General features: G+C 57.4%; 20 protein-coding genes and 3 tRNA genes. 6 read left to right on the top strand and 17 right to left on the bottom strand.

What is annotated here, in order from left to right; translation table 11 throughout:
• Window positions 1-202: 202 nt before the first annotated feature.
• The 5 genes from AC4LFW_RS06160 to tig all read right to left on the bottom strand — a co-directional run bounded on the left by AC4LFW_RS06160 (window position 203) and on the right by tig (window position 6,567).
• On the bottom strand, window positions 203-475 hold the full coding sequence (locus AC4LFW_RS06160; protein ID WP_491818307.1) for an HU family DNA-binding protein: 273 nt from the start codon (window positions 473-475) through the stop codon (window positions 203-205).
• Window positions 476-607: 132 nt separating this feature from the next.
• Entirely contained in the window at window positions 608-3,004 is a 2,397-nt protein-coding gene (gene lon, locus AC4LFW_RS06155) for an endopeptidase La (RefSeq protein ID WP_491818306.1), read from the bottom strand.
• A gap of 128 nt (window positions 3,005-3,132) precedes the next feature.
• A complete protein-coding gene (gene clpX / locus AC4LFW_RS06150; protein WP_491818305.1) occupies window positions 3,133-4,413 on the bottom strand; it encodes an ATP-dependent Clp protease ATP-binding subunit ClpX in 1,281 nt (426 codons plus the stop codon).
• A 118-nt stretch (window positions 4,414-4,531) separates the two neighbouring features.
• On the bottom strand, window positions 4,532-5,170 hold the full coding sequence (gene clpP, locus AC4LFW_RS06145; RefSeq protein ID WP_491818304.1) for an ATP-dependent Clp endopeptidase proteolytic subunit ClpP: 639 nt from the start codon (window positions 5,168-5,170) through the stop codon (window positions 4,532-4,534).
• 86 nt (window positions 5,171-5,256) lie between these two features.
• Entirely contained in the window at window positions 5,257-6,567 is a 1,311-nt protein-coding gene (gene tig / locus AC4LFW_RS06140) for a trigger factor (protein ID WP_491820147.1), read from the bottom strand.
• A gap of 388 nt (window positions 6,568-6,955) precedes the next feature.
• On the opposite strand from tig, the gene AC4LFW_RS06135 reads away from it, so the two are divergent.
• Entirely contained in the window at window positions 6,956-7,150 is a 195-nt protein-coding gene (locus AC4LFW_RS06135) for a hypothetical protein (protein WP_491818303.1), read from the top strand.
• Between the two features lie 218 nt (window positions 7,151-7,368).
• On the opposite strand, the gene AC4LFW_RS06130 is transcribed toward AC4LFW_RS06135, so the two are convergent.
• The 3 genes from AC4LFW_RS06130 to AC4LFW_RS06120 all read right to left on the bottom strand — a co-directional run bounded on the left by AC4LFW_RS06130 (window position 7,369) and on the right by AC4LFW_RS06120 (window position 7,683).
• A tRNA-Leu gene (locus AC4LFW_RS06130) sits at window positions 7,369-7,453 on the bottom strand.
• Window positions 7,454-7,499: 46 nt separating this feature from the next.
• A tRNA-His gene (locus AC4LFW_RS06125) sits at window positions 7,500-7,575 on the bottom strand.
• Window positions 7,576-7,606: 31 nt separating this feature from the next.
• Window positions 7,607-7,683, bottom strand: a tRNA-Arg gene (locus AC4LFW_RS06120).
• A gap of 267 nt (window positions 7,684-7,950) precedes the next feature.
• Between AC4LFW_RS06120 and folD the strand changes: the two genes are divergently transcribed.
• Window positions 7,951-8,805: a bifunctional methylenetetrahydrofolate dehydrogenase/methenyltetrahydrofolate cyclohydrolase FolD gene (folD, locus tag AC4LFW_RS06115; protein ID WP_491818302.1), complete on the top strand. Its 855-nt coding sequence runs from the start codon at window positions 7,951-7,953 to the stop codon at window positions 8,803-8,805.
• Between the two features lie 70 nt (window positions 8,806-8,875).
• On the opposite strand, the gene AC4LFW_RS06110 is transcribed toward folD, so the two are convergent.
• Genes AC4LFW_RS06110 through AC4LFW_RS06085 form a run of 6 tightly spaced genes read right to left on the bottom strand, consistent with a single transcriptional unit; the run spans window position 8,876 to window position 14,801 of the window.
• Complete coding sequence (locus AC4LFW_RS06110; RefSeq protein WP_491818301.1) at window positions 8,876-10,615, bottom strand: ABC transporter substrate-binding protein; 1,740 nt, start codon at window positions 10,613-10,615, stop codon at window positions 8,876-8,878.
• Between the two features lie 41 nt (window positions 10,616-10,656).
• Window positions 10,657-10,929: a DUF2160 domain-containing protein gene (locus AC4LFW_RS06105; RefSeq protein WP_491818300.1), complete on the bottom strand. Its 273-nt coding sequence runs from the start codon at window positions 10,927-10,929 to the stop codon at window positions 10,657-10,659.
• 10 nt (window positions 10,930-10,939) lie between these two features.
• Complete coding sequence (locus tag AC4LFW_RS06100) at window positions 10,940-11,740, bottom strand: carbohydrate ABC transporter permease (protein WP_491818299.1); 801 nt, start codon at window positions 11,738-11,740, stop codon at window positions 10,940-10,942.
• 10 nt (window positions 11,741-11,750) lie between these two features.
• Window positions 11,751-12,617: a carbohydrate ABC transporter permease gene (locus AC4LFW_RS06095; protein ID WP_491818298.1), complete on the bottom strand. Its 867-nt coding sequence runs from the start codon at window positions 12,615-12,617 to the stop codon at window positions 11,751-11,753.
• The gene (locus AC4LFW_RS06090) at window positions 12,614-13,708 is read right to left on the bottom strand and encodes an ABC transporter ATP-binding protein (RefSeq protein WP_491818297.1); all 1,095 of its coding nucleotides are present in this window, start codon (window positions 13,706-13,708) and stop codon (window positions 12,614-12,616) included. Before AC4LFW_RS06090 ends, AC4LFW_RS06095 begins: the two co-directional genes overlap by 4 nt.
• A gap of 10 nt (window positions 13,709-13,718) precedes the next feature.
• Window positions 13,719-14,801 (bottom strand): ABC transporter ATP-binding protein, encoded by a 1,083-nt coding sequence (locus AC4LFW_RS06085; protein WP_491818296.1) that lies wholly within the window; start codon window positions 14,799-14,801, stop codon window positions 13,719-13,721.
• A gap of 216 nt (window positions 14,802-15,017) precedes the next feature.
• On the opposite strand from AC4LFW_RS06085, the gene AC4LFW_RS06080 reads away from it, so the two are divergent.
• Window positions 15,018-16,871 (top strand): sigma-54-dependent Fis family transcriptional regulator, encoded by a 1,854-nt coding sequence (locus tag AC4LFW_RS06080; protein WP_491818295.1) that lies wholly within the window; start codon window positions 15,018-15,020, stop codon window positions 16,869-16,871.
• Between the two features lie 154 nt (window positions 16,872-17,025).
• Here the strand turns inward: AC4LFW_RS06080 and cysS are convergent, their stop codons facing one another.
• On the bottom strand, window positions 17,026-18,408 hold the full coding sequence (gene cysS / locus AC4LFW_RS06075; RefSeq protein ID WP_491818294.1) for a cysteine--tRNA ligase: 1,383 nt from the start codon (window positions 18,406-18,408) through the stop codon (window positions 17,026-17,028).
• A 98-nt stretch (window positions 18,409-18,506) separates the two neighbouring features.
• The gene (locus AC4LFW_RS06070) at window positions 18,507-20,174 is read right to left on the bottom strand and encodes a glutamine--tRNA ligase/YqeY domain fusion protein (RefSeq protein WP_491818293.1); all 1,668 of its coding nucleotides are present in this window, start codon (window positions 20,172-20,174) and stop codon (window positions 18,507-18,509) included.
• 193 nt (window positions 20,175-20,367) lie between these two features.
• On the opposite strand from AC4LFW_RS06070, the gene AC4LFW_RS06065 reads away from it, so the two are divergent.
• Both AC4LFW_RS06065 and lpxH read left to right on the top strand, forming a co-directional pair.
• Window positions 20,368-20,862, top strand: coding sequence for a peptidylprolyl isomerase (locus AC4LFW_RS06065; RefSeq protein ID WP_491818292.1), 495 nt, complete (start codon window positions 20,368-20,370; stop codon window positions 20,860-20,862).
• Between the two features lie 6 nt (window positions 20,863-20,868).
• A complete protein-coding gene (gene lpxH, locus AC4LFW_RS06060; RefSeq protein WP_491818291.1) occupies window positions 20,869-21,591 on the top strand; it encodes a UDP-2,3-diacylglucosamine diphosphatase in 723 nt (240 codons plus the stop codon).
• A gap of 4 nt (window positions 21,592-21,595) precedes the next feature.
• On the opposite strand, the gene AC4LFW_RS06055 is transcribed toward lpxH, so the two are convergent.
• The gene (locus AC4LFW_RS06055; RefSeq protein WP_491818290.1) at window positions 21,596-22,201 is read right to left on the bottom strand and encodes a MiaE family protein; all 606 of its coding nucleotides are present in this window, start codon (window positions 22,199-22,201) and stop codon (window positions 21,596-21,598) included.
• 173 nt (window positions 22,202-22,374) lie between these two features.
• On the opposite strand from AC4LFW_RS06055, the gene AC4LFW_RS06050 reads away from it, so the two are divergent.
• The gene (locus tag AC4LFW_RS06050) at window positions 22,375-23,238 is read left to right on the top strand and encodes a universal stress protein (protein WP_491818289.1); all 864 of its coding nucleotides are present in this window, start codon (window positions 22,375-22,377) and stop codon (window positions 23,236-23,238) included.
• The last annotated feature ends 16 nt before the right edge of the window (window positions 23,239-23,254 follow it).

The following is a 23,254-nucleotide window of genomic DNA, read 5'->3' as shown; positions in this document are numbered from 1 at the left end:
GTCAGCTGCACCGTGATACTGCAGCACGGGCGGAAATCGGGTATCGGATAAAAGAAAGGCGCATCCAGGGATGCGCCTTTCTCGGAGCTTTTGGAGCGGTTGGGCCTTACCCCCAAACCCGAGCGCAACAGGCATAGCCTGTTCGAAGCACCGCTCCGAGCCAGGGTCAGGCAATCCCTGACAACTGGCCGGATCGAAACGCTTAGTTGACGGCGTCTTTAAGAGCCTTGCCAGCTTTGAAGCCCGGAATCTTGGCAGCGGCGATGTTGATCGGATTGCCGGTCTGCGGATTGCGACCTGTGCGAGCAGCGCGCTCTTTCACAGCAAAAGTACCGAAACCAACCAGCACCACGGAGTCACCAGCCTTCAGGGCGCCAGTGACGGATTCGATCACTGCATCCAGCGCGCGGCCAGCAACAGCTTTCGGGATATCAGCAGATGCGGCGATAGCATCGATCAGTTCCGACTTGTTCACTCTAAGTCCCCTTATTTCTGTTGAGTCATTCTTTGATTTTTAATGTAAGCAAAGCGGTGCTGATAAAGCAGTGACACAAAAGGCCGTTTTTATATCAAGGGCGCTGTAAATGCGTCAACGAGGCTTCTCAGACTAATGCGTGCTGATTCGCTCCTTGGAATCAGGCTCGCGCTTATCTTCCTTTGCGACAATCTCGGGAGCCGCGTCAGGTAAGGGCTCCGGCGCGTATTGCAGCGCAATTTGGAGGACCTCGTCAATCCACTTCACCGGTTTAATCTGTAGGTCCTGCTTAATATTTTCAGGAATCTCTTTCAGATCACGCTGGTTCTCTTCGGGAATGATTACCGTCTTGATACCCCCCCGATGAGCCGCGAGCAGTTTTTCCTTCAACCCACCGATAGCCAGCACTTGGCCGCGCAAGGTGATTTCGCCCGTCATGGCCACCTCGGCACGAACTGGAATCTGCGTTAGCGCAGAAACAAGCGCGGTGCACATGCCAATGCCGGCGCTTGGTCCATCCTTCGGAGTAGCACCTTCAGGGACATGAATATGAATGTCCTGCTTCTCGTGAAAATCTACCGGTATGCCGAGGCTCGCGGCACGACTACGAACCACCGTAAGCGCAGCCGTGATTGACTCGCCCATCACATCTCCCAGCGAACCGGTTTTCGTCAAACGCCCTTTTCCTGGCACAACCGCAGCCTCGATAGTCAGCAACTCGCCGCCAACCTGCGTCCATGCCAGCCCGGTGACCTGTCCCACCTGATCCTGTTGCTCGGCAAGACCATAGCGGAACTTGCGAACACCCAGGAAATGCTCCAGGGACTCGGCGGTCACCTGAACAGTGAAGGCCTTTTCAGTGGCATGTTCCTTGACGACCTTACGGCAGACCTTTGCCAACTGACGCTCGAGACTGCGCACACCCGCCTCGCGTGTGTAGTAACGGATGACATCGCGAATGGCATCTGCATCGAAGGTCAATTCGGTCTTCTTGAGCCCGTTGGCCTGGACCTGTTTCGGCACAAGGTATCGAATCGCAATGTTGATCTTTTCATCCTCGGTATACCCGGGGAGACGGATCACTTCCATCCGGTCGAGCAGCGGCGCCGGAATGTTCATCGAATTGGCCGTACAAAGGAACATGACATCAGAAAGGTCGTAATCGACCTCTAGATAATGATCGTTGAAATTGTGGTTCTGCTCGGGGTCGAGCACCTCAAGCAAGGCGGACGCGGGGTCACCCCGCATGTCGTTGCCCATCTTGTCGATCTCGTCGAGCAGAAACAGCGGGTTGCGCACCCCCACCTTGGTCATTTTTTGTATCAGACGGCCTGGCATGGAGCCGATATAGGTACGCCGATGACCCCGGATTTCTGCTTCATCGCGCACCCCACCGAGCGCCATGCGCACGAATTTACGGTTGGTGGATCTCGCGATGGATTCGGCCAACGATGTCTTGCCGACGCCAGGCGGACCGACCAGGCAGAGTACGGGGCCCTTCAGTTTCTTCACGCGCTTTTGCACAGCAAGATACTCAAGGATCCGATCCTTTACCTCTTCGAGACCGTAATGGTCTGCATCAAGGACTTCTTCAGCCTTCGCCAGATCCAGGCGCACCTTGCTCGCCGCCTTCCACGGAACGTTAACCAACCAATCGATGTAAGTCCTCACCACAGTGGCCTCGGCTGACATCGGCGACATCTGCTTGAGCTTGTTGAGCTCTGTGGTCGCTTTGGCGTGCGCATCTTTGCTCAATCCCGCGTTCTCGATGCGCTTTTTCAGGTCATCGATTTCGTTGTGACCTTCATCGATATCACCGAGCTCTTTCTGAATGGCTTTCATCTGCTCATTCAGATAATACTCCCGCTGACTGCGCTCCATCTGTTTCTTGACGCGACCCCGAATCCGCTTCTCGACCTGTAACAGGTCGATCTCCGCATCGAGCAGGGCAAGCACATGCTCGACACGAGCGGGCAGGTCGGTAATTTCCAGGATCGCCTGTTTCTGCTCGATCTTTAGCGCCATATGAGCGGCCATGGTATCGACCAGGCGGCCAGGCTCATCGATGCTCGCAAGCGATGAAAGCACCTCAGACGGAACCTTCTTGCCGAGCTGCACGTATTGCTCGAACTGGCTAAGCAGGCTCCTGGTGAAAACCTCACCCTCGCGCTCTTCGATTTCCGATTCGTCGACCAGCGCCACCTCTGCACGGCAATGATCATCCACTTCGTAAAAACGATCGATCACGCCACGTTGTTCGCCTTCGACCAGGACCTTGACCGTACCGTCCGGCAGCTTGAGCAATTGCAGCACCGTTGCGGCCGTACCCACTCGATACAGGCCATCCTCCGCTGGATCATCATCGGCCGGATTCTTTTGCGCCAACAGCAGGATCTGCTTGTCACCAGCCATGGCAGACTCGAGGGCCTCGATGGATTTCTCCCGGCCGACAAACAGCGGAATTACCATGTGCGGGTAAACCACGACGTCGCGCAGCGGCAAGAGGGGCAGTTCGATGGTTGTCTTCATAAATTCAGCTCTACGACGGCCATACGGCGGTGAACGGGAAACACCCTGACGATCAAAGATGAGGGCACGCAGGGCAAAAAACAAGGACGGGAGCAGAAATGCAAAGGGGCCCGGAGGCCCCTTGTCTATTACGCGTCAGGCGCAGCCTTGGCAGGCGGCTCGGTGTTTTCGTAGATCAGCAGTGGCTGCGAGGTTCCTTCAATGACACTTTCGTCAATGACGACCTTGCTGACATCCTTCTGGGACGGGATTTCATACATGGTATCCAGCAGAACACCTTCCAGAATCGAGCGCAGGCCGCGCGCACCTGTCTTACGCTCCAGAGCACGACCCGCGACTGCCTTAAGGGCATCCGTTCTGAATTCCAGGTCCACGCCTTCTAGCTCGAAAAGCTTGGCGTACTGCTTGGTCAAGGCGTTCTTGGGCTCGGTCAGAATCTGAATGAGTGCAGCTTCATCAAGCTCATCCAGCGTTGCGATAACAGGTAGACGACCGACAAACTCCGGAATCAGACCAAACTTGACGAGATCATCCGGCTCGACTGAACGCAGCGACTCACCAATCTTCTTGCCAGGGTCCATGCTACGAACCTCTGCGTTGAAGCCGATTCCGCCCTTGGTAGAACGGCCCTGGATCACTTTCTCCAGACCGGCAAATGCACCACCGCAGATGAACAGGATGTTGCGCGTATCAACCTGCAGAAACTCCTGCTGCGGATGCTTGCGGCCGCCCTGCGGGGGTACAGAGGCTACAGTACCTTCAATCAACTTCAAAAGTGCCTGCTGGACCCCTTCACCCGAAACATCACGGGTAATCGAGGGGTTATCTGATTTACGCGAAATCTTGTCGATCTCGTCGATGTATACGATACCCATCTGGGCTTTTTCGACATCGTAATCGCATTTCTGCAACAGTTTCTGAATGATGTTCTCGACATCCTCACCCACGTAACCCGCTTCGGTCAGCGTGGTTGCGTCAGCAATGGTGAAGGGAACATTCAGCAACCGAGCAAGCGTCTCGGCGAGCAAGGTCTTACCCGACCCGGTCGGGCCGATGAGAAGAATATTGCTCTTACCTAGCTCGACTTCTTCTTTCTTGTCGCGCTGATTGAGCCGCTTGTAGTGGTTATAGACAGCCACAGCCAAAATCTTCTTGGCTCGCTCCTGACCAATCACGTACTGGTCGAGGATGCCGCTTATCTCCTTAGGTGCAGGCAGCTTTTGCGAATTGCTTTCAGCCTGTGCTTCTTGCACCTCCTCACGGATGATGTCATTGCACAGGTCGACGCACTCGTCGCAGATAAAAACCGAGGGTCCGGCAATCAACTTGCGTACTTCATGCTGGCTTTTGCCGCAAAAAGAGCAATAGAGCAGCTTGCCGGAATCCTCGCCGTTGCGGGTGTCAGTCATTCGATCGATCCAATCGGGAAGGCTTGAAATACAAGATGAAGGCAAACGCGGGCATTTTCAAGGGCATGCAAAAGCGCACAAGACGGATGCCCGCTAACTACACCCTCTTAGACCACCTCTATACAGGCAGCTGCCGCTTCTCGTGGACAGCATCGACAACGCCGTACTCCAAGGCCCGCGAGGCGCTCATGAAGTAGTCTCGATTGGTGTCACGCTCGATCGTCTCGAGATTTTGGCCAGTGTGGTGCGAGAGCAGTTGGTTGAGCCGCTCGCGGATATAAAGGATTTCGCGCGCGTGGATGTCGATATCAGAGGCCTGTCCCTGAAACCCCCCAAGCGGTTGGTGAATCATTACCCGCGCATTGGGAAGGCAGAAACGCTTGCCCTTTGCCCCACCAGCGAGCAGGAAGGCGCCCATACTGCAGGCCTGACCAATACAGGTGGTTGAAACGTCGGCCTTGATGAACTGCATCGTGTCATAGATCGCCATACCGGCGGTAACAGATCCACCCGGAGAGTTGATGTACAGATGAATATCCTTCTCGGGGTTTTCCGCTTCGAGGAACAGCATCTGCGCCACGATCAGGTTAGCCATGTAGTCCTCGACCTGGCCGACCATGAAGATAACGCGCTCTTTCAGAAGGCGCGAATAGATGTCATACGCGCGCTCACCGCGAGCGGACTGTTCGATGACCATCGGCACCAGGCCACCTGCAGCCTGGATGTCTGGAGCTTGCATAAACGGATTGCCGGACATGTCCAACGATACTCCCTATGTCATGCCTCAAATACATAAGCCAGCTCTAGGCTGGCTTATGAATGTGCATTCAAACGATGTGAGACTCAGGCAGCTTGCGGGGCTTCCGCAGGCTTCACTGCTTCTTCGTAGGAGACCGACTTGTCGGTCACTTTAGCCTGCTGCAGGACAGTATCTACAACTTGTTCTTCGAGCACAACAGAGCGCACTTCGTTCAACTGCTCGTCGTTCTTGTAATACCAAGAAACGACCTGCTCAGGCTCCTGGTAGGCTGAGGCCATCTCTTCGATAAGCTCGCGGACTCGTGCATCATCAGGCTTCAGCTCGAACTGCTTCACGACTTCAGCAACAATCAAGCCGAGAACCACACGGCGCTTAGCCTGCTCTTCAAAAAGCTCGGCGGGCAACTGGTCAGGCTTGATGTTGCCACCAAACTGCTGCACAGCCTGAACCCGCAAACGATTGACTTCGTTATCAATCAGGGCCTTGGGCGCTTCGATTGGATTAGCAACCACCAGCCCCTCCATCACCTGATTCTTGACCTTAGTCTTGATAGCCTGGCGCAACTCACGCTCCATGTTCTTCTTGACTTCGGCGCGGAATCCTTCAAGCCCGCCTTCCTGAACACCGAACTGAGCGAAGAATTCATCGTTCAGCTCCGGCAACTGCGCAGCGGCAACGCTGTTTACAGTTACGGTGAACTCGGCGGTCTTGCCGGCCAAGTCGAGGTTCTGGTAGTCCTCAGGGAAGGTTGGGTTGATGATGCGCTCATCTCCCGCCTTGGCACCGACAAGAGCGTCTTCAAAACCTGGAATCATGCGGCCGGAACCAAGCACCAGCTGGGTACCCTGCGCCGAACCACCTGCAAACTCCTCACCATCGATCTTGCCGACGAAATCAATATTGACCTGGTCGCCGCTTTCCGCGGCGCGGTCGGCGGTCTCGTAGCGAGTGTTCTGCTTGCGAAGAATTTCCAGCATGTTATCGACATCAGCCTCAGCCACTTCGGCTTGCAGGCGTTCGATTTCAATGCCTTCGAAGCCGGCAACCTTGAACTCCGGGAACACTTCGAAGGTGGCAACGTATTCAAGATCCTTGCCTTTTTCGAACACCTTGGGTTCGACGGCGGGCGCGCCTGCCGGGTTGAGTTTTTCGGCTACCACAGCTTCATAAAAGGTCGCTTGGATCAGATCACCCAGGGCCTCTTGGCGCGCCGCTGCTTCGTAGCGCTGGCGAATGACGCTCATTGGGACTTTGCCGGGGCGGAAACCTGGGATCTTTGCACGGCTGGCGGTCTGTTGCAGACGCTTGTTGACTTCGTTCTCGATGCGCTCGACCGGCACGCCAATGGTCATGCGGCGCTCAAGAGCGGAGGTGCTTTCAACAGAAACTTGCATGGATTTTCCTCGTTGCACAGACATAAGCCGGCGATCCGGCCCCAGAATGGGCAAGCATTCTAGTGGCTTGCCTTATAGAAGTCACCCCGTCCATCAAGGCTCTTGTCACGGCAGTCCCGGCACCATACCCGGTAGCACGTCTGAGAAACACCGCCGGGCCAGGCGGCGTTCGGGGGCTCGCCTGCCTTTGCCTTTCGCCGCTTATAAAGTCGCTGATCGGCGTAGCGGGCCCCGCGCATATGGCACAGCCTCTAATAACAAGCTTAAAGCAAGCAAACAGTGGAAGGCAGGCCTGGCGAGGTGTGCTGCTGCGGCAATCGTGCAAATTGACAGCAACAAGGGGCCCAACTAGCGTTCGTCAGACTTCAGCATCCTGACCGGAGGCAACATGGATATTCAAGTCCGACCGCTATCGTCGATCGAAGGAGACGCGTGGGAAGTGCTCATGGATCGCAACAAGGTGAAATTTCGCAGCGAATCCGAGGCGCGAGCCTTCGTGCAACGGCTCCAGTCACGGCTTGCTGCCCCTCATTATCTGCCAGCTGACGCAAGCAGCCAGGAGCACCGAGGCCAAGCAATCTGACATCGGTTACAGGTATGCGAGCATTCGGGCTGCAGTAGTCGAACTGAGACGAACGGCAACTCCAAGGTGCTTTGCCGTGGCGCTAGGCAGCACAGTCGAGAGACCTAAATCAAAGAAGGAGCCGAGGTATCTCGTTGATGGCTGAGAATAGATACGAAAAGGCCCCTTTACGGGGCCTTGAAGGATTCCACCACGCCGAGGCGGGAAGAAACATGTAATGGTGCGGACGGAGAGACTCGAACTCTCACACCTTGCGGCGCCAGAACCTAAATCTGGTGTGTCTACCAATTTCACCACGTCCGCAAACTTCTAAACGAAAACGCCAGGCGGTGCCTGGCGTTTCGGAATATGGGGTGGACGATGGGGTTCGAACCCACGACCGCAGGAGCCACAATCCTGTGCTCTACCAACTGAGCTACGCCCACCATATTGCCTTGCTTGTGCCAGAGCCCTAAGTGGCGCACCCGGCAGGACTCGAACCTGCGACCATCCGCTTAGAAGGCGGATGCTCTATCCAACTGAGCTACGGGCGCTCTTATCTGCATTCTATTTGAGCGCAGACTTCAAGCTCCGACCAACGAAGGAAGGCCTTCAAAAGTCGCCTTACCCAGCAGCAAGCTGTGCTCGACAAGCGGGGCGAATCTTAATGGGCCGCTCGCAAGCCGTCAACAGCAAAGCCGAAAAAATTTCAGCCTGGTAAAGGAGTTACATGAACTGGCCGACCATCGCCTTTGCCGAGCGTCGCGGCCATGCGAGAATGCGCGTCCCTTTTCAATCCCCTCGATGGTTGTTCAAGCGTCATGACTGCAAAATTGATCGACGGTAAAACGATCGCTGCCAATATCCGTCAGCACATTGCTGGCCGGGTGGCTGAGCGGTCCCAGCAGGGCCTACGAGTTCCTGGTCTTGCAGTCATTCTGGTCGGGACTGATCCGGCCTCCCAGGTGTATGTGGCGCACAAGCGCAAAGACTGCGAAGAAGTAGGCTTTCGCTCTACGGCACACGACCTGTCGGCTGATACCAGTCAGGCGGACCTACTTGCGCTGATCGATCAGTTGAACGACGACCCGCAGATAGACGGCATTCTGGTTCAGCTGCCGCTGCCGAAGCACCTCGATGCTTCGCAACTGCTTGAACGCATTCGTCCAGACAAGGATGTGGACGGCTTTCACCCATACAACATCGGTCGGCTGGCGCAGCGCATGCCCCTGCTCCGCCCCTGCACGCCCAAAGGCATCATGGCGCTTTTAGAAAGCACGGGGGTCGACCTGCATGGACTGAATGCGGTCGTGGTGGGCGCTTCGAATATCGTTGGACGGCCTATGGCACTGGAACTGTTGCTTGCCGGTTGCACCACAACCGTGACGCACCGGTTTACCAATGACCTGGCCGACCACGTCAGACGCGCAGACCTGATCGTAGTTGCCACGGGCATCACCGGCCTGGTGAAAGGCGAATGGATCAAGCCAGGTGCGATCGTTATCGATGTGGGTATCAATCGTCAGGCCGACGGCAAGCTGGTCGGGGACGTGGAGTACGATTCGGCCGTGCAACGTGCTGGCTGGATTACGCCAGTCCCCGGCGGCGTCGGCCCAATGACCCGTGCGTGCCTGCTGGAAAACACACTTCATGCTGCGGAGCATCTGCACGCCTGAGTCCAGGCAGTTAGGGAACGGCACCTGCGGGTGCCGTTTTCATTTTTCGATATCAGTGTCCTGACCGTGATCAGTTCTCCTTTTCCCAGGATTTGATGAGCTCGTTGTAGCTGACCGTCTGCCCCTTCGGCTTTTCGTTTTCAAGTTTGGGCTTCGGCGCACCAGGCTGGCTCAGCCAGTATTCCGGGTCCTGCGGCTCATTTAGTTTGGGCCCGCACTGGGGCTGGACATTGGCACGCTCGAGCCGAGCCATCATCGAGTCCTGGGCTTCAGCAAGTCCATCGAGCGCTTCCTGTGGCGTCTTGTCGCCGCTCGCTGCTTCTGCGATATATTGCCACCAGAGCTGCGCAAGACGTGGATAGTCTGGCACGTTTGTTCCTGTTGGCGTCCACTGCACACGCGCGGGACTGCGATAGAACTCGACCAGCCCACCAAGCTTCGGCGCTGCTTCGGTCATTGCATCGGAGTTGATATCCGACTCACGAATTGGCGTCAGCCCCACCAGTGTCTTTTTCAGCGAAACAGTCTTCGATACGGTGAACTGCGCATAAAGCCACGCGGCCAGACGACGCTTTTCAGGTGTCGAGTTCAAAAAGGTCCAGGCCCCTGCATCCTGATAGCCAAGCTTCATGCCTTCTTCCCAATATGGTCCTTTTGGCGAAGGAGCCATCCGCCACTTGGGTGAGCCATCCTCGTTGACCACCGGCAGGCCAGGCTTGGTCATGTCCGCCGTGAAGGCGGTATACCAGAAGATCTGCTGGGCAATGTTGCCCTGCGCTGGAACCGGACCCGATTCTGAAAAGGTCATCCCCTGCGCTTCCGGCGGCGCGTATTCGCGCATCCAGTCGACATATTTCTGCGTTGCAAAAACGGCGGCAGGTCCATTGGTGGCGCCGCCGCGGGATACGCTCGAGCCTACCGGGTGACAGTCCTCGACGCGTATACCCCACTCATCGACGGGCAGCCCGTTTGGCAGTCCCCTGTCGCCTGCCCCCGCCATGGAAAACCATGCATCTGTGAAGCGCCATCCCAGGGATGGGTCTTTCTTTCCGTAGTCCATGTGCCCATAGACGCGATTACCGTCGATTTCCTTAACGTGTTTAGAGAAAAACTCCGCAATGTCCTCATAGGCGGACCAATTCACCGGAACACCAAGCTCGTAACCGTAACGCTCCTTGAATTGCTGCTTCAGTTCGGGACGTTCGAACCAGTCGGCGCGGAACCAATAGAGATTGGCGAACTGCTGAACGGGCAGCTGATAGACCTTGCCGTCCGGCCCGGTCGTAAAAGAGATGCCGATGAAGTCATCAAGATCAAGCGTGGGCAGCGTGTAATCCTTGGCCTCGCCTTTGATCATGTCGCTGATCGCTACCGCTTTGCCGTAGCGAAAGTGGGTGCCGATCAGGTCGGAATCGTTGATGTAACCGTCATAGATGTTTTTCCCCGACTGCATCTGTGTTTGCAATTTTTCGACCACATCACCCTCTTGCATCAGGTCATGACGCAGGCGTATGCCGGTTATCTCGCTGAACGCCCTTGCCAGGGTTTTCGATTCATATTCGTGCGTGGTGATGGTTTCAGACGCCACGTTGATTTCCATGCCCCGGAACGGTTCAGCAGCCTTAATAAACCAGCGAAGCTCCTCCATTTGCCGCTCCGGTGAGAGCGTAGACGGGTTGAACTCGGACTCGACCCACTTCTTCGCCGCGTCTTCATAAGCGTCTGCCCACGCCGCTCCGGTCAATCCGGACAACGTCAGCAGGGCCGTGAGCGCCATGCCGTGTCGGGTGTTGTTTTTGTTGTTGAACATACACACCTCCTTTGGGTTTTTTTCAGGCTGAGCCAGACGGTTCAGCCCCAGCGCATCACTGCAAACAACCAGACGAGAGACAGCGCGGACGCTATCCAGATGCTCCAGTCGGTCAGGCCTATCAACAACAGATGCCAATAAGCGCTGCCCAGAAGTCCGATGAACAACCGATCGCCCCGCGTCGTGACGAGGGGTAGAAAACCTTTGCGGGGCACGCAAGGGCGTTTCAGCTCCCAGGCGCCCATGACGGCCAGCATCAGGCCAATGGCGGCGAAGAACGCGGCAGTCGGGGTGGTCCAGGCCATCCAGTTCATCACAGCGCTCCTATACCCGGCCCAGGGCGAAACCCTTGGCGACATGATTGCGTACAAACCAGATGACAAGCATCCCAGGCAGGATGGTCAGAACCCCAGCCGCGGCCAGAACGCCCCAGTCGATGCCGGAAGCCGATACAGTTCTGGTCATCACCGATACGATGGGTTTGGCATCCACCGAGGTCAGCGTCCGCGCCAGCAGCAGCTCTACCCAGGAAAACATGAAGCAGAAGAACGCAGTAACGCCGATGCCGGAGCCAATCAGGGGAATGAAGATCCTGATGAAGAATTTCGGAAAGCTATAGCCATCGATGTAGGCCGTTTCGTCGATTTCCTTGGGCACTCCGGACATGAAGCCTTCAAGGATCCATACCGCGAGCGGCACGTTGAACAGGCAGTGAGCAAGCGCTACCGCGATGTGAGTGTCAAACAGGCCGATCGAGGAATACAGCTGGAAAAACGGCAGCAGAAATACCGCAGGGGGTGCCATGCGGTTGGTCAGCAGCCAGAAGAACAGGTGCCTGTCGCCGAGGAAACGGAAGCGCGAAAAGGCATAAGCGGCCGGCAGCGCCACGCTCAAGGAGATCACCGTGTTCAAGCAGACGTAGTACAGCGAGTTGATGTAGCCGCTGTACCAGCTGCGATCGGTAAATATGACGCGATAGTTGTCGAGGGTAAAAGCGTTTGGCCAGAGCGTCAGACCACCGAGAATCTCGGTGTTGCTCTTGAATGACATGTTCACCAGCCAGTAGATCGGTACCAGTAGAAAACTGAGGTAGAGGATCAGCACAACCCGTTTGCGAAGGTTCATGGACCGGGCCTCACTTCGTCTGGTCGCTATGGGTCATCGCTGTGTAGAACAGCCATGACACCAGCAGAATGATCAGGAAATAGATGAGCGAAAACGCAGCGGCCGGCCCGAGATCGAATTGCCCGACTGCCATCTTGGTCAGGGTCTGGCTGAGGAATGTAGTGGCATTGCCCGGACCACCGCCTGTCAGTACAAACGGTTCGGTGTAGATCATGAAGCTGTCCATGAACCGCAACATTATGGCGATCAGCAATACGCTCTTCAGCTTGGGCAGTTGAATATGGCGGAACACCGCCCAGGCCGAGGCCCGATCGATGCGTGCTGCCTGATAGTAGACGTCGGGGATCGCGCGCAGCCCCGAGTAGCACAGCAGAGCGACCAGGGATGTCCAGTGCCAGACATCCATCACCAATACTGTCACCCATGCATCCCGGGTATTCGACGCATAGTTGTAGCTGACTCCCAGCTCATTGAGTACGTAGCCCAGCAGCCCGATATCGGCGCGACCGAAGATCTGCCAGATGGTGCCGACCACGTTCCACGGGATGAGCAAGGGAATCGCCATGACAATCAGGCAAAGCGAAGCCCACCGCCCGCGAGTCGGCATGGTCAGCGCGACAGCAATGCCCAACGGGATCTCGATCAGCAACACGCAGCCGGAAAAGATGAACTGGCGCAGCAGCGAATCCTGCAGGCGGGGATCGTGGATGATCTGCCGATACCAATCGGCGCCGACGAAGAAGCGCGTCGACGAATCGAAAATGTCCTGCACCGAATAGTTGACCACGGTCATCATCGGCAGGATCGCACTGAAGGCGACAAGAAGAAAAACCGGCAGCACCAGCCACCAGGCTCGGTTGTCGTGCACCTTGTTCATGGCAACGCCTCCACCAGTCGATCATCGGCATAAAGCATCAACCACTGCGCGGGAAAGGTGACCCAGGCCCGACCCTGCGGCACCTGGTGGTCTTCCGGAAGGCGTGCCTTGAGCAGCGCGCCCTGCAGGCGAACGCTCAAGATCTTGTAAGTGCCAAGGTCCTCGATGTTCACAACCTCGGCCCGCATACCGCCAGCCGTCTCGTCCGTGACCTGTACGAACTCCGGGCGAATACCAAGCTGAAGGCGTTTGCCGAGCAGCGATGGCAGGCGCCGGGCAAGTGCTTCTGCCAGAGCGATGGGCTGCTCGCCGAACATCAGGCGTTCGCCCTGGAGGCGGACATCCATCAGGTTCATTCCGGGACTGCCTACGAAGAATCCGACAAAGGTATGTTGCGGCCGCTCGAACAGCTCCCGGGGAGTGCCGAACTGAACGATTTGGCCACCATGCATCACGGCGATCTTGTCGGCGAACGTCGAAGCCTCCAGCTGATCGTGGGTCACGTAGATCATGGTGATGTTGAATTGCTCGTGGATCTGCTTGAGCTTACGTCTCAGTTTCCACTTAAGATGCGGGTCGATGACGGTAAGTGGTTCATCGAAGAGAATCGCCGAGACGTCATCGCGCACCAGCCCTCGCCCCATCGACACCTTCTGCTTTTCATCCGCCGTCAGGTTATGAGCCTTGCGTTTGAGCAACAGTTGAAGGTCGAGCACCTCGGCGATCTCATGCACCCTGCTCTTTACCTGCACTTCGGCGATGCCCTGGTTGCGCAGCGGGAATGCAAGGTTGTCGAAGACGGTCATGGTGTCGTAAACGACAGGAAACTGGAAAACCTGTGCAATGTTGCGCTGCTCGGGTGACAGCCTGTTCACCTTGCGCGAATCGAACAGCACCTCACCTTCCGACGGGCTGAGCAGACCTGAAATGATATTGAGCAAGGTCGACTTGCCGCATCCCGACGGCCCAAGCAGCGCGTAGGCGCCACCTTGTTCCCACACATGGTCCATCTCCCGTATCGCATAGTCAGCCGCGCTCTGTGGTTGTGCGCTATAGCTGTGGGCCAGGTTCTGCAAACGGATCTCTGCCATGGCGATGTCCTCAGGCTTGTCGCACCGGGGCCTGGGCCAGGCGGCCGGAGGCGTTGAAGACGAACAGCTTGTGGGTTGGGATGAAGACGCGAATGGGCGAATCAACCTGATAGTCATGAACGCCCTGCAGGTGCAGCACCAGGCTGAGATGTTCGTTGCGAACATGCAGAAAGGTTTCGGAACCGCTGATTTCGGCTAGCTCAACTGTGCAGGACACTTCCAGATCATCATCGTTGGACGGCACCAGACCGATATGGCTGGGCCGTACGCCGAAACAGTAGTTTCCCTCGTCCAACCCACGCAGGTCGGCATTCAAAGGAAAATGCATACGGTTCTGGAAGCTCACTTCGCTGGCAGCGATCTTGCCTGGCAGCAGGTTGATCGGCGGTTCGGAAAACAGCTCGGCGCTCAACATCTGACTGGGGCGGTGATACACCTCTGACGTTGGACCACTCTGGATGGCCCGGCCCTCATGCAGAATCGTGGCCGTTCCACCCAAGGCCAGGGCTTCGTTCGGCTCGGTGGTTGCGTACACAGCGATGCTGCGCCGCGTCTTGAACAGCTCGCGCATTTCCTGGCGAAGCTCTTCTCGCAGTTTGTAATCAAGGTTGACCAGCGGCTCGTCGAAAAGGACTAGGTCGGCATCTTTAACCAGAGCGCGTGCCATGGCCGTACGCTGCTGCTGTCCACCGGACAGCTCCAGGGGATGGCGATTCAGAAAGCCCTCGATGTGCAGCATTTCAGCGGTTTCGCGAACCTTGCGTTCTATTTCCGCCTGACCCACGCCCGTCTGACGCAGCGGCGAGGCGATATTTTCGAAGACGCTCATGGTCGGGTAGTTGATGAACTGCTGGTACACCATCGAAACGTTCCGCTTGCGCACCGGTATGCTGGTCACATCCTCGCCGTGCATCAGGATCCGGCCCTTGCTTGGCTTGTCCAGGCCTGCCATCAGCCGCATCAGCGAGGTCTTCCCCGACAGCGTCCGGCCGATCAGTACGTTGAACGAGCCAGGCTCGAAGCTCAGGCTTATGTCATCGATATGCAGTTGACCATCCGCCACCTTGGTGACGTGTTCCAGCGCAAGGGACATGTCGCATCCTTGAATTGTTCTGGGAAGCAATACAGCGAGATTCATGCCATAAGCAACGAACCGCTCTAGCTCGACGAACGAAGGATTCAGGCAGATTCCGGAGCGTCCAAATGAACATTTCTGAACATTGACACTGAGCAGAACTGAACAAGACTGAACAGGACGCTGACACGTATCAAAGCAGCGATAACAATAAAAACACCTGCAGAGGGCTATATGGCCGACCCCGTCCGTTCCATGACGCACCAGACGCTCATCGAGGAATCCTGGCACCGATGTGAGCGCTACGGATTGATCGCATCGAGCCTGCCGAGCTTCGATCAGCTCGACGAGGAAGACTTCAGCACAATGCTTGAATGCCAGCGGAGCCTGGTGCAGACCACCCAAAGGGAAGTGCTGCCCTATTACGAAAACATTCTGGCTAACTCGAACTGCCTGATCCTGCTGGCCAACAGCAGCGGTCAGTTGCTGGAATCTTGGGGAGATCGACGCTTCGTCGAGCCAGTGCAGCGCAGGGGCTTCCTACCCGGCGCAAGCTGGGTGGAGCGCAACACCGGCACCAACGCCATTGGTACGGCACTCGCCAGCAGGCAGGCAGTGCACATTCAGCGCGACGAACATTTCCTCAAAGCCAATCGATATCTGTCCGGCGCGGCCTCGCCGATCTTCGATGCGCAACGAAATCTGATCGCAGTCCTCGATGTGTCGAGCGATAGCTATCTACCGCCTTCCCATACGCTGGGGATGGTCAAGATGATGAGCCAGTCGGTGGAAAATCGACTGATCGTCGATCTCTTTCAGGACGATTTCTTCCAGCTCACCTTCAATACCAGTCAGGACAACCTCGATAGCCAATGGGCCGGCCTGGTGATGTTCGATGAAACAGGGATGGTCGTCTCTGCGAATCGTCGCGCTGACAGCCTGCTCGGCATCCTGTTGAGCCACGCACGCATCGACAGCTTGTTTGACGTGCCCCTGCTACAGCTCATCAACCAACCCGAGAACCAGCCAATCCTGCTGCGGGCAATGGGGCGGCACAGGTTTCACGGCACGGTTGGGCAACCTCGGACCACGCGCATTCGGGCGCGCGATTTTCGCCCCGCAACCGAACCGGCGGCTGTGTCTGCAAAGGATGAGCAGCTTGATCCGCAGGTAGAGAAGATTACCAGCCAGGCCCTAAGAATGCTGGAGAGGGACATCCCGGTGGTGATCCACGGCGAAACCGGTGTGGGAAAGGAATACCTGGTAAAGGCGTTGCATGCCGCCAGTTCACGCGCGTCGGCGGCGCTGGTTGCGGTGAACTGCGCAGCCATTCCAAGCGAGCTCATCGAGTCGGAGCTGTTTGGCTATGAAAAAGGCGCATTTACCGGCGCTCACCATAGAGGCAGCACCGGCTTGATCCGCAAGGCAGACAAAGGCGTGCTGTTTCTCGATGAAATAGGCGATATGCCGGCCAAGTTGCAGGCGCGGCTGTTGCGTGTACTACAGGACCGCTGCGTGCAGCCTCTCGGTGGCGGCGAGCCATTCCCGGTCGATTTCCGCCTGATCTGTGCAACAAACAAGTCGCTGCGCGATGAGGTGGAAGCCGGGCGCTTCCGACAGGATCTGTTCTATCGCGTTAGTGGCTTCAGTGCCGAAATACCCCCGTTGCACGACCGGGCTGACAAGCAGTTGCTCTTCCAGCGCATCTGGGAACAGCACCGCGAGCCGCAGCAGTGGGCTGGGTTGAGCAACGAGGTGCAACGCCTGTTCGAGCGCCACCCCTGGCCTGGCAACGTACGGCAGCTCAGTAGTGTGCTGCAGGTTGCACTCGCCATGGCAGACGATCAACTGATCAGGCCAGAACACCTGCCGGAAGACTTTTTCAGAGACCTGGAAAACGACCGTGACGACAACCGTCCCTTCAGGGCGCCAAGGCCGGCCGCCCCGCCTTCGTTCGAGCCGAAACAAGGGTTGCGTGATCAGCTAGAAGCCTGTCGTGGCAACGTTTCGCACCTGGCCAGACGACTGGGCGTCAGCCGCAACACCCTGTACAAGCGCCTGCGTAACGAAGGGCTTTATCCAACATGATGCATGCCGGGCATGACCAGCGCTTGTGCGCGGCTATGCGAAGGTTGTGCAGCTCGGAGAGTTGACTCGTTTGGAGCGGTCTGGAGGTGGCACAAAGCGCGCCGGCCCTAAAAGCGAAAGGCCGCACAAGGCGATCTTCAGCAGCTGCACTCGGTTATTCGCTCAACCGCCAGGTCGTGCCGCCTTTACTGTCTTCCAAGACGACCCCCATCGCTGCGAGCTGGTCACGAATCCGGTCCGACTCCGCCCAGTTCTTGTCAGCGCGCGCCTGCAGGCGCGCGCTGACAAGCGCTTCGACCTCAGCCGCGTCGACCTTGCCTTGAGCATCGGACTGAAGAAAAGCATCCGGCTCGAGCTGCAGCACGCCCAACACCTCGGCCAGCTCCTTCAGGCGTGCAGCCAACCCGGCTGCCGCGTGCAGATCCGCTTCACGCAACCGGTTGACCTCACGCACCATTTCGAAGAGTACGGCACAGGCCTCGGGTGAATTGAAGTCATCATTCATGGCCGCAGCGAACCGCTCAGCAAAGGCATCGCCACCAGACGACGCGACTGTTGGCAGGCCCTTGAGTCCGTTGTAGAAGCGGTCAAGCGCGCCCTTGGCTTCCTTGAGGCTTTCTTCGGAGTAGTTGATCGGGCTGCGGTAGTGGCTGGAAACCAACAGATAGCGCACAACCTCCGGCTGATACTTTTCCAGCACCTCGCGGATGGTAAAGAAGTTGCCCAGCGACTTGGACATCTTCTCGCCGTCGACGCGCACGGCGCCGGCATGCATCCAGGCGTTGGCGTACTGCTTGCCGGTAGCTGCCTCGCTTTGAGCAATCTCGTTCTCGTGATGCGGAAATACCAGGTCAGGCCCGCCGCCATGAATGTCGAAGGTTTCTCCCAGGCAACAGGTGGACATGACCGAGCATTCGATATGCCAGCCCGGCCGTCCGGCACCCCAGGGCGACTCCCAGCTCGGTTCGCCTGGCTTGGCCGCTTTCCACAGCACGAAATCCAGAGGATCTTCCTTCGCCTCGTCGACTTCGATTCGCGCCCCGATCTTCAGATCTTCGATCTTGCGTCGCGAGAGCTTGCCATAGCCGGCAAATCGGCCCACGCGGTAGTAAACGTCGCCATTGCCGGGGGCATAGGCGAAACCCTTGTCGATCAACGTCTGGATCATGCCGTGCATGCCAGCGATGTGCTCGGTTGCCCGTGGCTCGATATCAGGGCGCAGCACATTGAGCCGAGCCTCGTCTTCGTGCATCGCGGCGATCATGCGGCCAGTCAAGGCGTCGAACGATTCGCCGTTGTCCCGGGCGCGGCGAATGATCTTGTCGTCAATATCGGTGATGTTGCGGACGTAGGTCAGTTCATAACCACACTTGCGCAGCCAGCGCGCCACCACATCGAACGCCACCATCACCCGCGCATGGCCGATGTGACAGAAATCGTAGACCGTCATGCCACAGACATACATGCGTACCTGGTTGCCCTGCAAGGGCACGAGCGGCGCTTTGGCTTTGCTCAGGGTGTTATAAATCGAAAGCATCGGTAGTCCTTCAGTAACGACTTTCAAACGGCATGGTGTTCAGGTGCCTCGCTCTGTGGCGAGAAGATCCGTCCTGATTGCCAGGCATTTGCAATCGCTCATTGCCCCCAGGAGTCGCGCAAGGTCACAGTGCGGTTGAATACCGGTGCGCCGGGCTTGCTGTCCATGCGATCGACACAGAAGTAGCCCTCACGCTCGAACTGGAAACGGTCCTCCGCTTCGACACTTGCCAGAGAAGGTTCGGCGCGGCACCCCTGGAGCACCACCAGCGAGTCGGGGTTGATGTTGTCCAGAAAGCTGCCGCCCTCCTCGTCCTTCTCGGGATTGGCCGAACGGAACAGCCGATCGTACAGGCGCACCTCACACTCGATACTCTTCTCGGCCGGCACCCAGTGGATCACGCCCTTGACCTTTCGGCCTTCGGGATTCTTGCCAAGCGTGTCGGGATCGTAGGAGCAGCGCAGTTCGGTCACATTGCCCTCTGCATCCTTGATCGCCTCGTCGGCACGGATCACGTAGCTTCCGCGCAGGCGCACCTCACCATTGGGCTCCAGACGCTTGAAGCCCTTCGGCGGGCTTTCTTCGTAATCACCTGCGTCGATATAGATCTCCCGGGAGAACGGCAGCTGACGCACACCCATGTCCTGCTTTGGATGACGAGGCAGCTCCAGATTCTCCACCTGACCTTCCGGATAGTTGGTAATCACCACCTTCAACGGCTTGAGCACGCACATCGCACGTGGCGCATTGGCGTCCAGGTCTTCGCGGATGGCAAACTCGAGCATCCCAACATCTACCACGCCACCGGCACGGTTGACCCCGATCATGTCGCAGAAGGCACGAATCGAGGAAGGCGTATAACCCCGACGCCGGTAGCCGCTCAAGGTCGACATGCGCGGATCGTCCCAGCCGCTGACGTGTTTTTCGTCCACCAGCTGCTTGAGCTTGCGTTTGCTGGTGATTGTGTAGTTCAGGTTGAGCCGGGCAAATTCGTACTGCCGCGGACGGGCCGGAACCGGCAGATTCTCCAGAAACCATTCGTAGAGCGGGCGGTGGTCCTCGAATTCCAGCGTGCAGATGGAGTGAGTCACCCCTTCGAGGGCATCGGACTGGCCATGAGTGAAATCGTAGCTGGGGTAAATGCACCAGTCGTTGCCGGTCTGGTGGTGATGAGCATGACGAATGCGATACAGGATCGGATCACGCAGGTTCATGTTCGGTGAAGCCATGTCGATCTTGGCTCGCAGCGCACGAGCACCATCCGGAAACTCTCCGGACTTCATGCGTGCAAACAGGTCAAGGTTCTCATCGACCGGGCGATCCCGGAACGGGCTGTTCTTGCCTGGTTCGGTCAGGCTGCCGCGGTATTCCCGGGCCTGTTCGGGTGTCAGATCGCAAACATAGGCCTTGCCAGCCTTGATCAGCTCGACAGCCCAGTCATGCAATTGACCAAAATAGTTGGACGCGTAACGTTCTTTGCCCGCCCATTGAAAACCGAGCCACTGAACATCGCTCTTGATCGCATCGATGTATTCCTGGTCTTCCTTGGCCGGATTGGTGTCGTCGAAGCGCAGATTGCACTCGCCCCCGAACTCCTTGGCCAACCCAAAATTCAGGCAGATCGACTTGGCATGGCCTATGTGCAGGTAGCCATTGGGCTCGGGCGGGAAGCGCGTGACGATCTTGGCATGCTTGCCGGAGTCCAGGTCAGCCTGGACAATCGGGCGGAGAAAATTGGTGGCTGCGGTAGTCTCAGGCTTGCTCATGGTGTCCTTAACGATCTGTGAGGGCGTGCCCCAGGGTAGGCCCGCCAAATCAAAGCGCCTATCATAGCGGACCCGTCAACCCCCTGACAGAGCAAAGCGCCCGCCGTATCGCTCTGCCGCCGTGGTCCATTCCGTTGCCGCGCCACCCTGTTACAAGGCACGGTTCACCCTATCCATTTCAGGAAGGTTTCCAATGATCAAACTGCACACCAATCATGGCGTCATCACCGTCAACCTTTTCGAGGACAAAGCGCCCGAAACCGTGGCCAACTTCAAGGAGTATGTGAAAAACGGCCATTACGACGGCACCATATTTCACCGCGTGATCGGCAACTTCATGATCCAGGGTGGCGGTTTCGAACCGGGAATGAAGCAGAAAGCTACCCGTGGCCAGATCAAGAACGAAGCCAACAACGGGCTTTCCAACAAGACCGGAACATTGGCCATGGCCCGGACCATGGAGCCGCATTCGGCTTCAGCGCAGTTCTTCATCAACGTCAAGGACAACGATTTTCTCGACCACACCGCGCCGACCGTCCAGGGCTGGGGCTACGCCGTGTTCGGAGAAGTGACCGAAGGCATGGATGTGGTCGAAAAGATCAAGAGCGTGCCCACCACCATGAAGTCCGGTCACCAGGACGTGCCGGTGGAGGATGTAATCATCGAGAAAGCCGAAATCGTCGAGTAAGTTTCGTTGATCCTGCTGATTTCCGATCTGCACCTCGAAGAAGAACGCCCGGACATCACCCGGGCGTTTCTGCGTTTTCTCGAGACGAGAGCCAGCTGCGCACACTCGCTGTATATCCTTGGAGATTTTTTCGAGGTCTGGGTGGGCGACGATGGGATGACGCCGTTCCAGCATCAGATCGCCCGGGCGCTCAAGGCGGTGAGCGAGCGCGGCACGCATATCTATCTGATGCATGGCAACCGGGATTTCATGATCGGCCCGGCGTTCTGCCTGGAAGCCGGCTGTACCTTGCTGGCCGATCCGCACGTCCTGCAGCTTGCCGCTGAGCCGGCGCTGCTGATGCATGGCGACAGCCTCTGCACCCGCGATAAGGGTTATATGCGCATGCGCCGATGGCTACGCAATCCGGTCAGCATGTTCATCCTGCACCACCTGCCGCTCACCAAACGCAAGCAGTTGGCCAGCAAACTTCGAACAAGCAGCAAGAAAGAAACACGCCTGAAAGCCAGTGACATTGTCGACGTCACCCCTGATGAGGTCGTCAGGATCATGCAGCGTTATCAGGTTCGGACGCTGATCCACGGACATACCCACCGCCCCGCCTTTCATGAGCTACAGGTCGGCGGCCAGCCCGCCAGGCGCATCGTGCTCGGAGACTGGGATCGCCAAGGGTGGGCGCTTCAGATAGACGAATCAGGCATGCAGCAAAAGCCGTTTGAACTGACCTGAGCGGTCACGCAGCGATCGGCACGCCGCTGTGGAAGCGGAATTCGGTATCTGCGCTTTCGATCAGCTCTTGCTCGCGCGCGCGCACCCGCACGATGGTTGCGTCGATATCGGCGGCATCGCCATAGATGTACGCCAGCTTCAGGTAATCCTGAAAGTGCCTCGCTTCGGACTTGAGCAAGCCGTGGTAGAACTTGCCCAGCTCCTCATCCAGATGCGGCACTAGCATCGCAAACCGCTCGCAGGAGCGCGCCTCTATGAAGGCACCGATGACCAGCGTATCGGTCAGTCGGTAGGGTTCATGATTACGCACCAGCTCTCGCAACCCAGCGGCATAGCGGGACGAGCCCACATTACGCAGGGCAATGCCACGCTTGCGGATGATAGACAGCACCTGCTCGAAATGCCTCAGCTCTTCGCGAGCCAGACGAGACATCTTGTTCTGAAGATCCGGCAGATCGATGTAGCGAAACATCAGCTGGAAAGCGGCACCGGCCGCCTTCTTTTCACAATTGCCGTGGTCGATGAGCATCACATCCTGGTTACGCAGCGCGACGTCGACCCACCCGCTGGGTGTGGCGCAACCAAGAAATTCGTTAAGTTCGGGAAGCATGGCGAGGTCTGGTAATTCACGAATGGGGGGTGAGTGCAGCAATTCACCTGAAGTGCGGCGGCTGCATTATACGAGGCAGGCGGAGGACGGCCAGTCTTGCTTGACCTGAATCAGCTGCCGGCACGCTTGCATTGTCTATAGTCAGTTCACTCGAATTGGAAATGGTGCCGATCATGCAAGCCATACGCCGCATCCTCGTGGTTATTGACCCGAAGCTTCCGGAAAACCTGGCCCTCAAACGGGCACGACTCATCTCCAGCGTCAGCCGGTCGGAGCTGCATCTGCTGATCTGCGACACCCGACAGGACCACGGCAGCTATCTAGCCGACATGCAGGCAGAGCTCCAAAGCCAGGGGTACCAGGTCAGTACCCAGCAAGCCTGGCATGGCAACCAGCACCAGACGATCATTACGGTCCAGCAAGCCGAAGGTTGCGGCCTGGTGATCAAGCAGCACATTGCGGACAATCCCCTCAAGCGCGCCCTGCTCACACCCGATGACTGGAAGCTGATGCGCTATTGCCCATGCCCGGTGCTGATGGTCAAGACCGAAGCACCGTGGACCGGTGGCAACATACTCGCCGCTGTGGATGTGGGTAATGCCGATATCGAGCACCGCACGCTTCACTCGAGCATCATCAACCATGGCTACCAGATCGCCGCGCTTGCAGAAGGCAATCTGCATGTCATCAGTGCCCACCCATCGGCAATGCTTTCGGCGGCCGATCCTGCCTTCCAGCTCAAGGAAACCATCGAAGCGCGCTACCGTGCGGCCTGCAAGCAATTCCAGGCCGAATACGACATTGCCGATGGTCAATTGCACATCGAAGAAGGCCCTGCAGACGCGCTTATCCCCCGCGTCTGCCATCAGCTTCAGGCCGTCGTTACCGTCATCGGCACGGTAGCCCGCACCGGCTTTTCAGGGGCGTTGATGGGCAATACTGCGGAGGTTGTGCTCGATACTCTGGAAAGCGACGTCCTGGTGCTAAAGCCAGCTGACATAATCGACCATCTGGAAGAACTCGTCGCTCGTCGCTAGGCCAGGGCTGACGCGG

Source organism: Stutzerimonas sp. C6.4V, from assembly GCF_058536345.1.
Note: the sequence above shows the minus strand (reverse complement) of the source record. Positions and strands in the feature narration are given on the sequence as shown.

Coding starts and splice junctions, on each gene's coding strand:
- lon (WP_491818306.1), bottom strand. CDS start 3,004: ATGAAGACAACCATCGAACTGCCCCTCTTGCCGCTGCGCGACGTCGTG.
- clpX (WP_491818305.1), bottom strand. CDS start 4,413: ATGACTGACACCCGCAACGGCGAGGATTCCGGCAAGCTGCTCTATTGC.
- clpP (WP_491818304.1), bottom strand. CDS start 5,170: ATGTCCGGCAATCCGTTTATGCAAGCTCCAGACATCCAGGCTGCAGGT.
- tig (WP_491820147.1), bottom strand. CDS start 6,567: ATGCAAGTTTCTGTTGAAAGCACCTCCGCTCTTGAGCGCCGCATGACC.
- AC4LFW_RS06135 (WP_491818303.1), top strand. CDS start 6,956: ATGGATATTCAAGTCCGACCGCTATCGTCGATCGAAGGAGACGCGTGG.
- folD (WP_491818302.1), top strand. CDS start 7,951: ATGACTGCAAAATTGATCGACGGTAAAACGATCGCTGCCAATATCCGT.
- AC4LFW_RS06110 (WP_491818301.1), bottom strand. CDS start 10,615: ATGTTCAACAACAAAAACAACACCCGACACGGCATGGCGCTCACGGCC.
- AC4LFW_RS06105 (WP_491818300.1), bottom strand. CDS start 10,929: ATGAACTGGATGGCCTGGACCACCCCGACTGCCGCGTTCTTCGCCGCC.
- AC4LFW_RS06100 (WP_491818299.1), bottom strand. CDS start 11,740: ATGAACCTTCGCAAACGGGTTGTGCTGATCCTCTACCTCAGTTTTCTA.
- AC4LFW_RS06095 (WP_491818298.1), bottom strand. CDS start 12,617: ATGAACAAGGTGCACGACAACCGAGCCTGGTGGCTGGTGCTGCCGGTT.
- AC4LFW_RS06090 (WP_491818297.1), bottom strand. CDS start 13,708: ATGGCAGAGATCCGTTTGCAGAACCTGGCCCACAGCTATAGCGCACAA.
- AC4LFW_RS06085 (WP_491818296.1), bottom strand. CDS start 14,801: ATGTCCCTTGCGCTGGAACACGTCACCAAGGTGGCGGATGGTCAACTG.
- AC4LFW_RS06080 (WP_491818295.1), top strand. CDS start 15,018: ATGGCCGACCCCGTCCGTTCCATGACGCACCAGACGCTCATCGAGGAA.
- cysS (WP_491818294.1), bottom strand. CDS start 18,408: ATGCTTTCGATTTATAACACCCTGAGCAAAGCCAAAGCGCCGCTCGTG.
- AC4LFW_RS06070 (WP_491818293.1), bottom strand. CDS start 20,174: ATGAGCAAGCCTGAGACTACCGCAGCCACCAATTTTCTCCGCCCGATT.
- AC4LFW_RS06065 (WP_491818292.1), top strand. CDS start 20,368: ATGATCAAACTGCACACCAATCATGGCGTCATCACCGTCAACCTTTTC.
- AC4LFW_RS06055 (WP_491818290.1), bottom strand. CDS start 22,201: ATGCTTCCCGAACTTAACGAATTTCTTGGTTGCGCCACACCCAGCGGG.
- AC4LFW_RS06050 (WP_491818289.1), top strand. CDS start 22,375: ATGCAAGCCATACGCCGCATCCTCGTGGTTATTGACCCGAAGCTTCCG.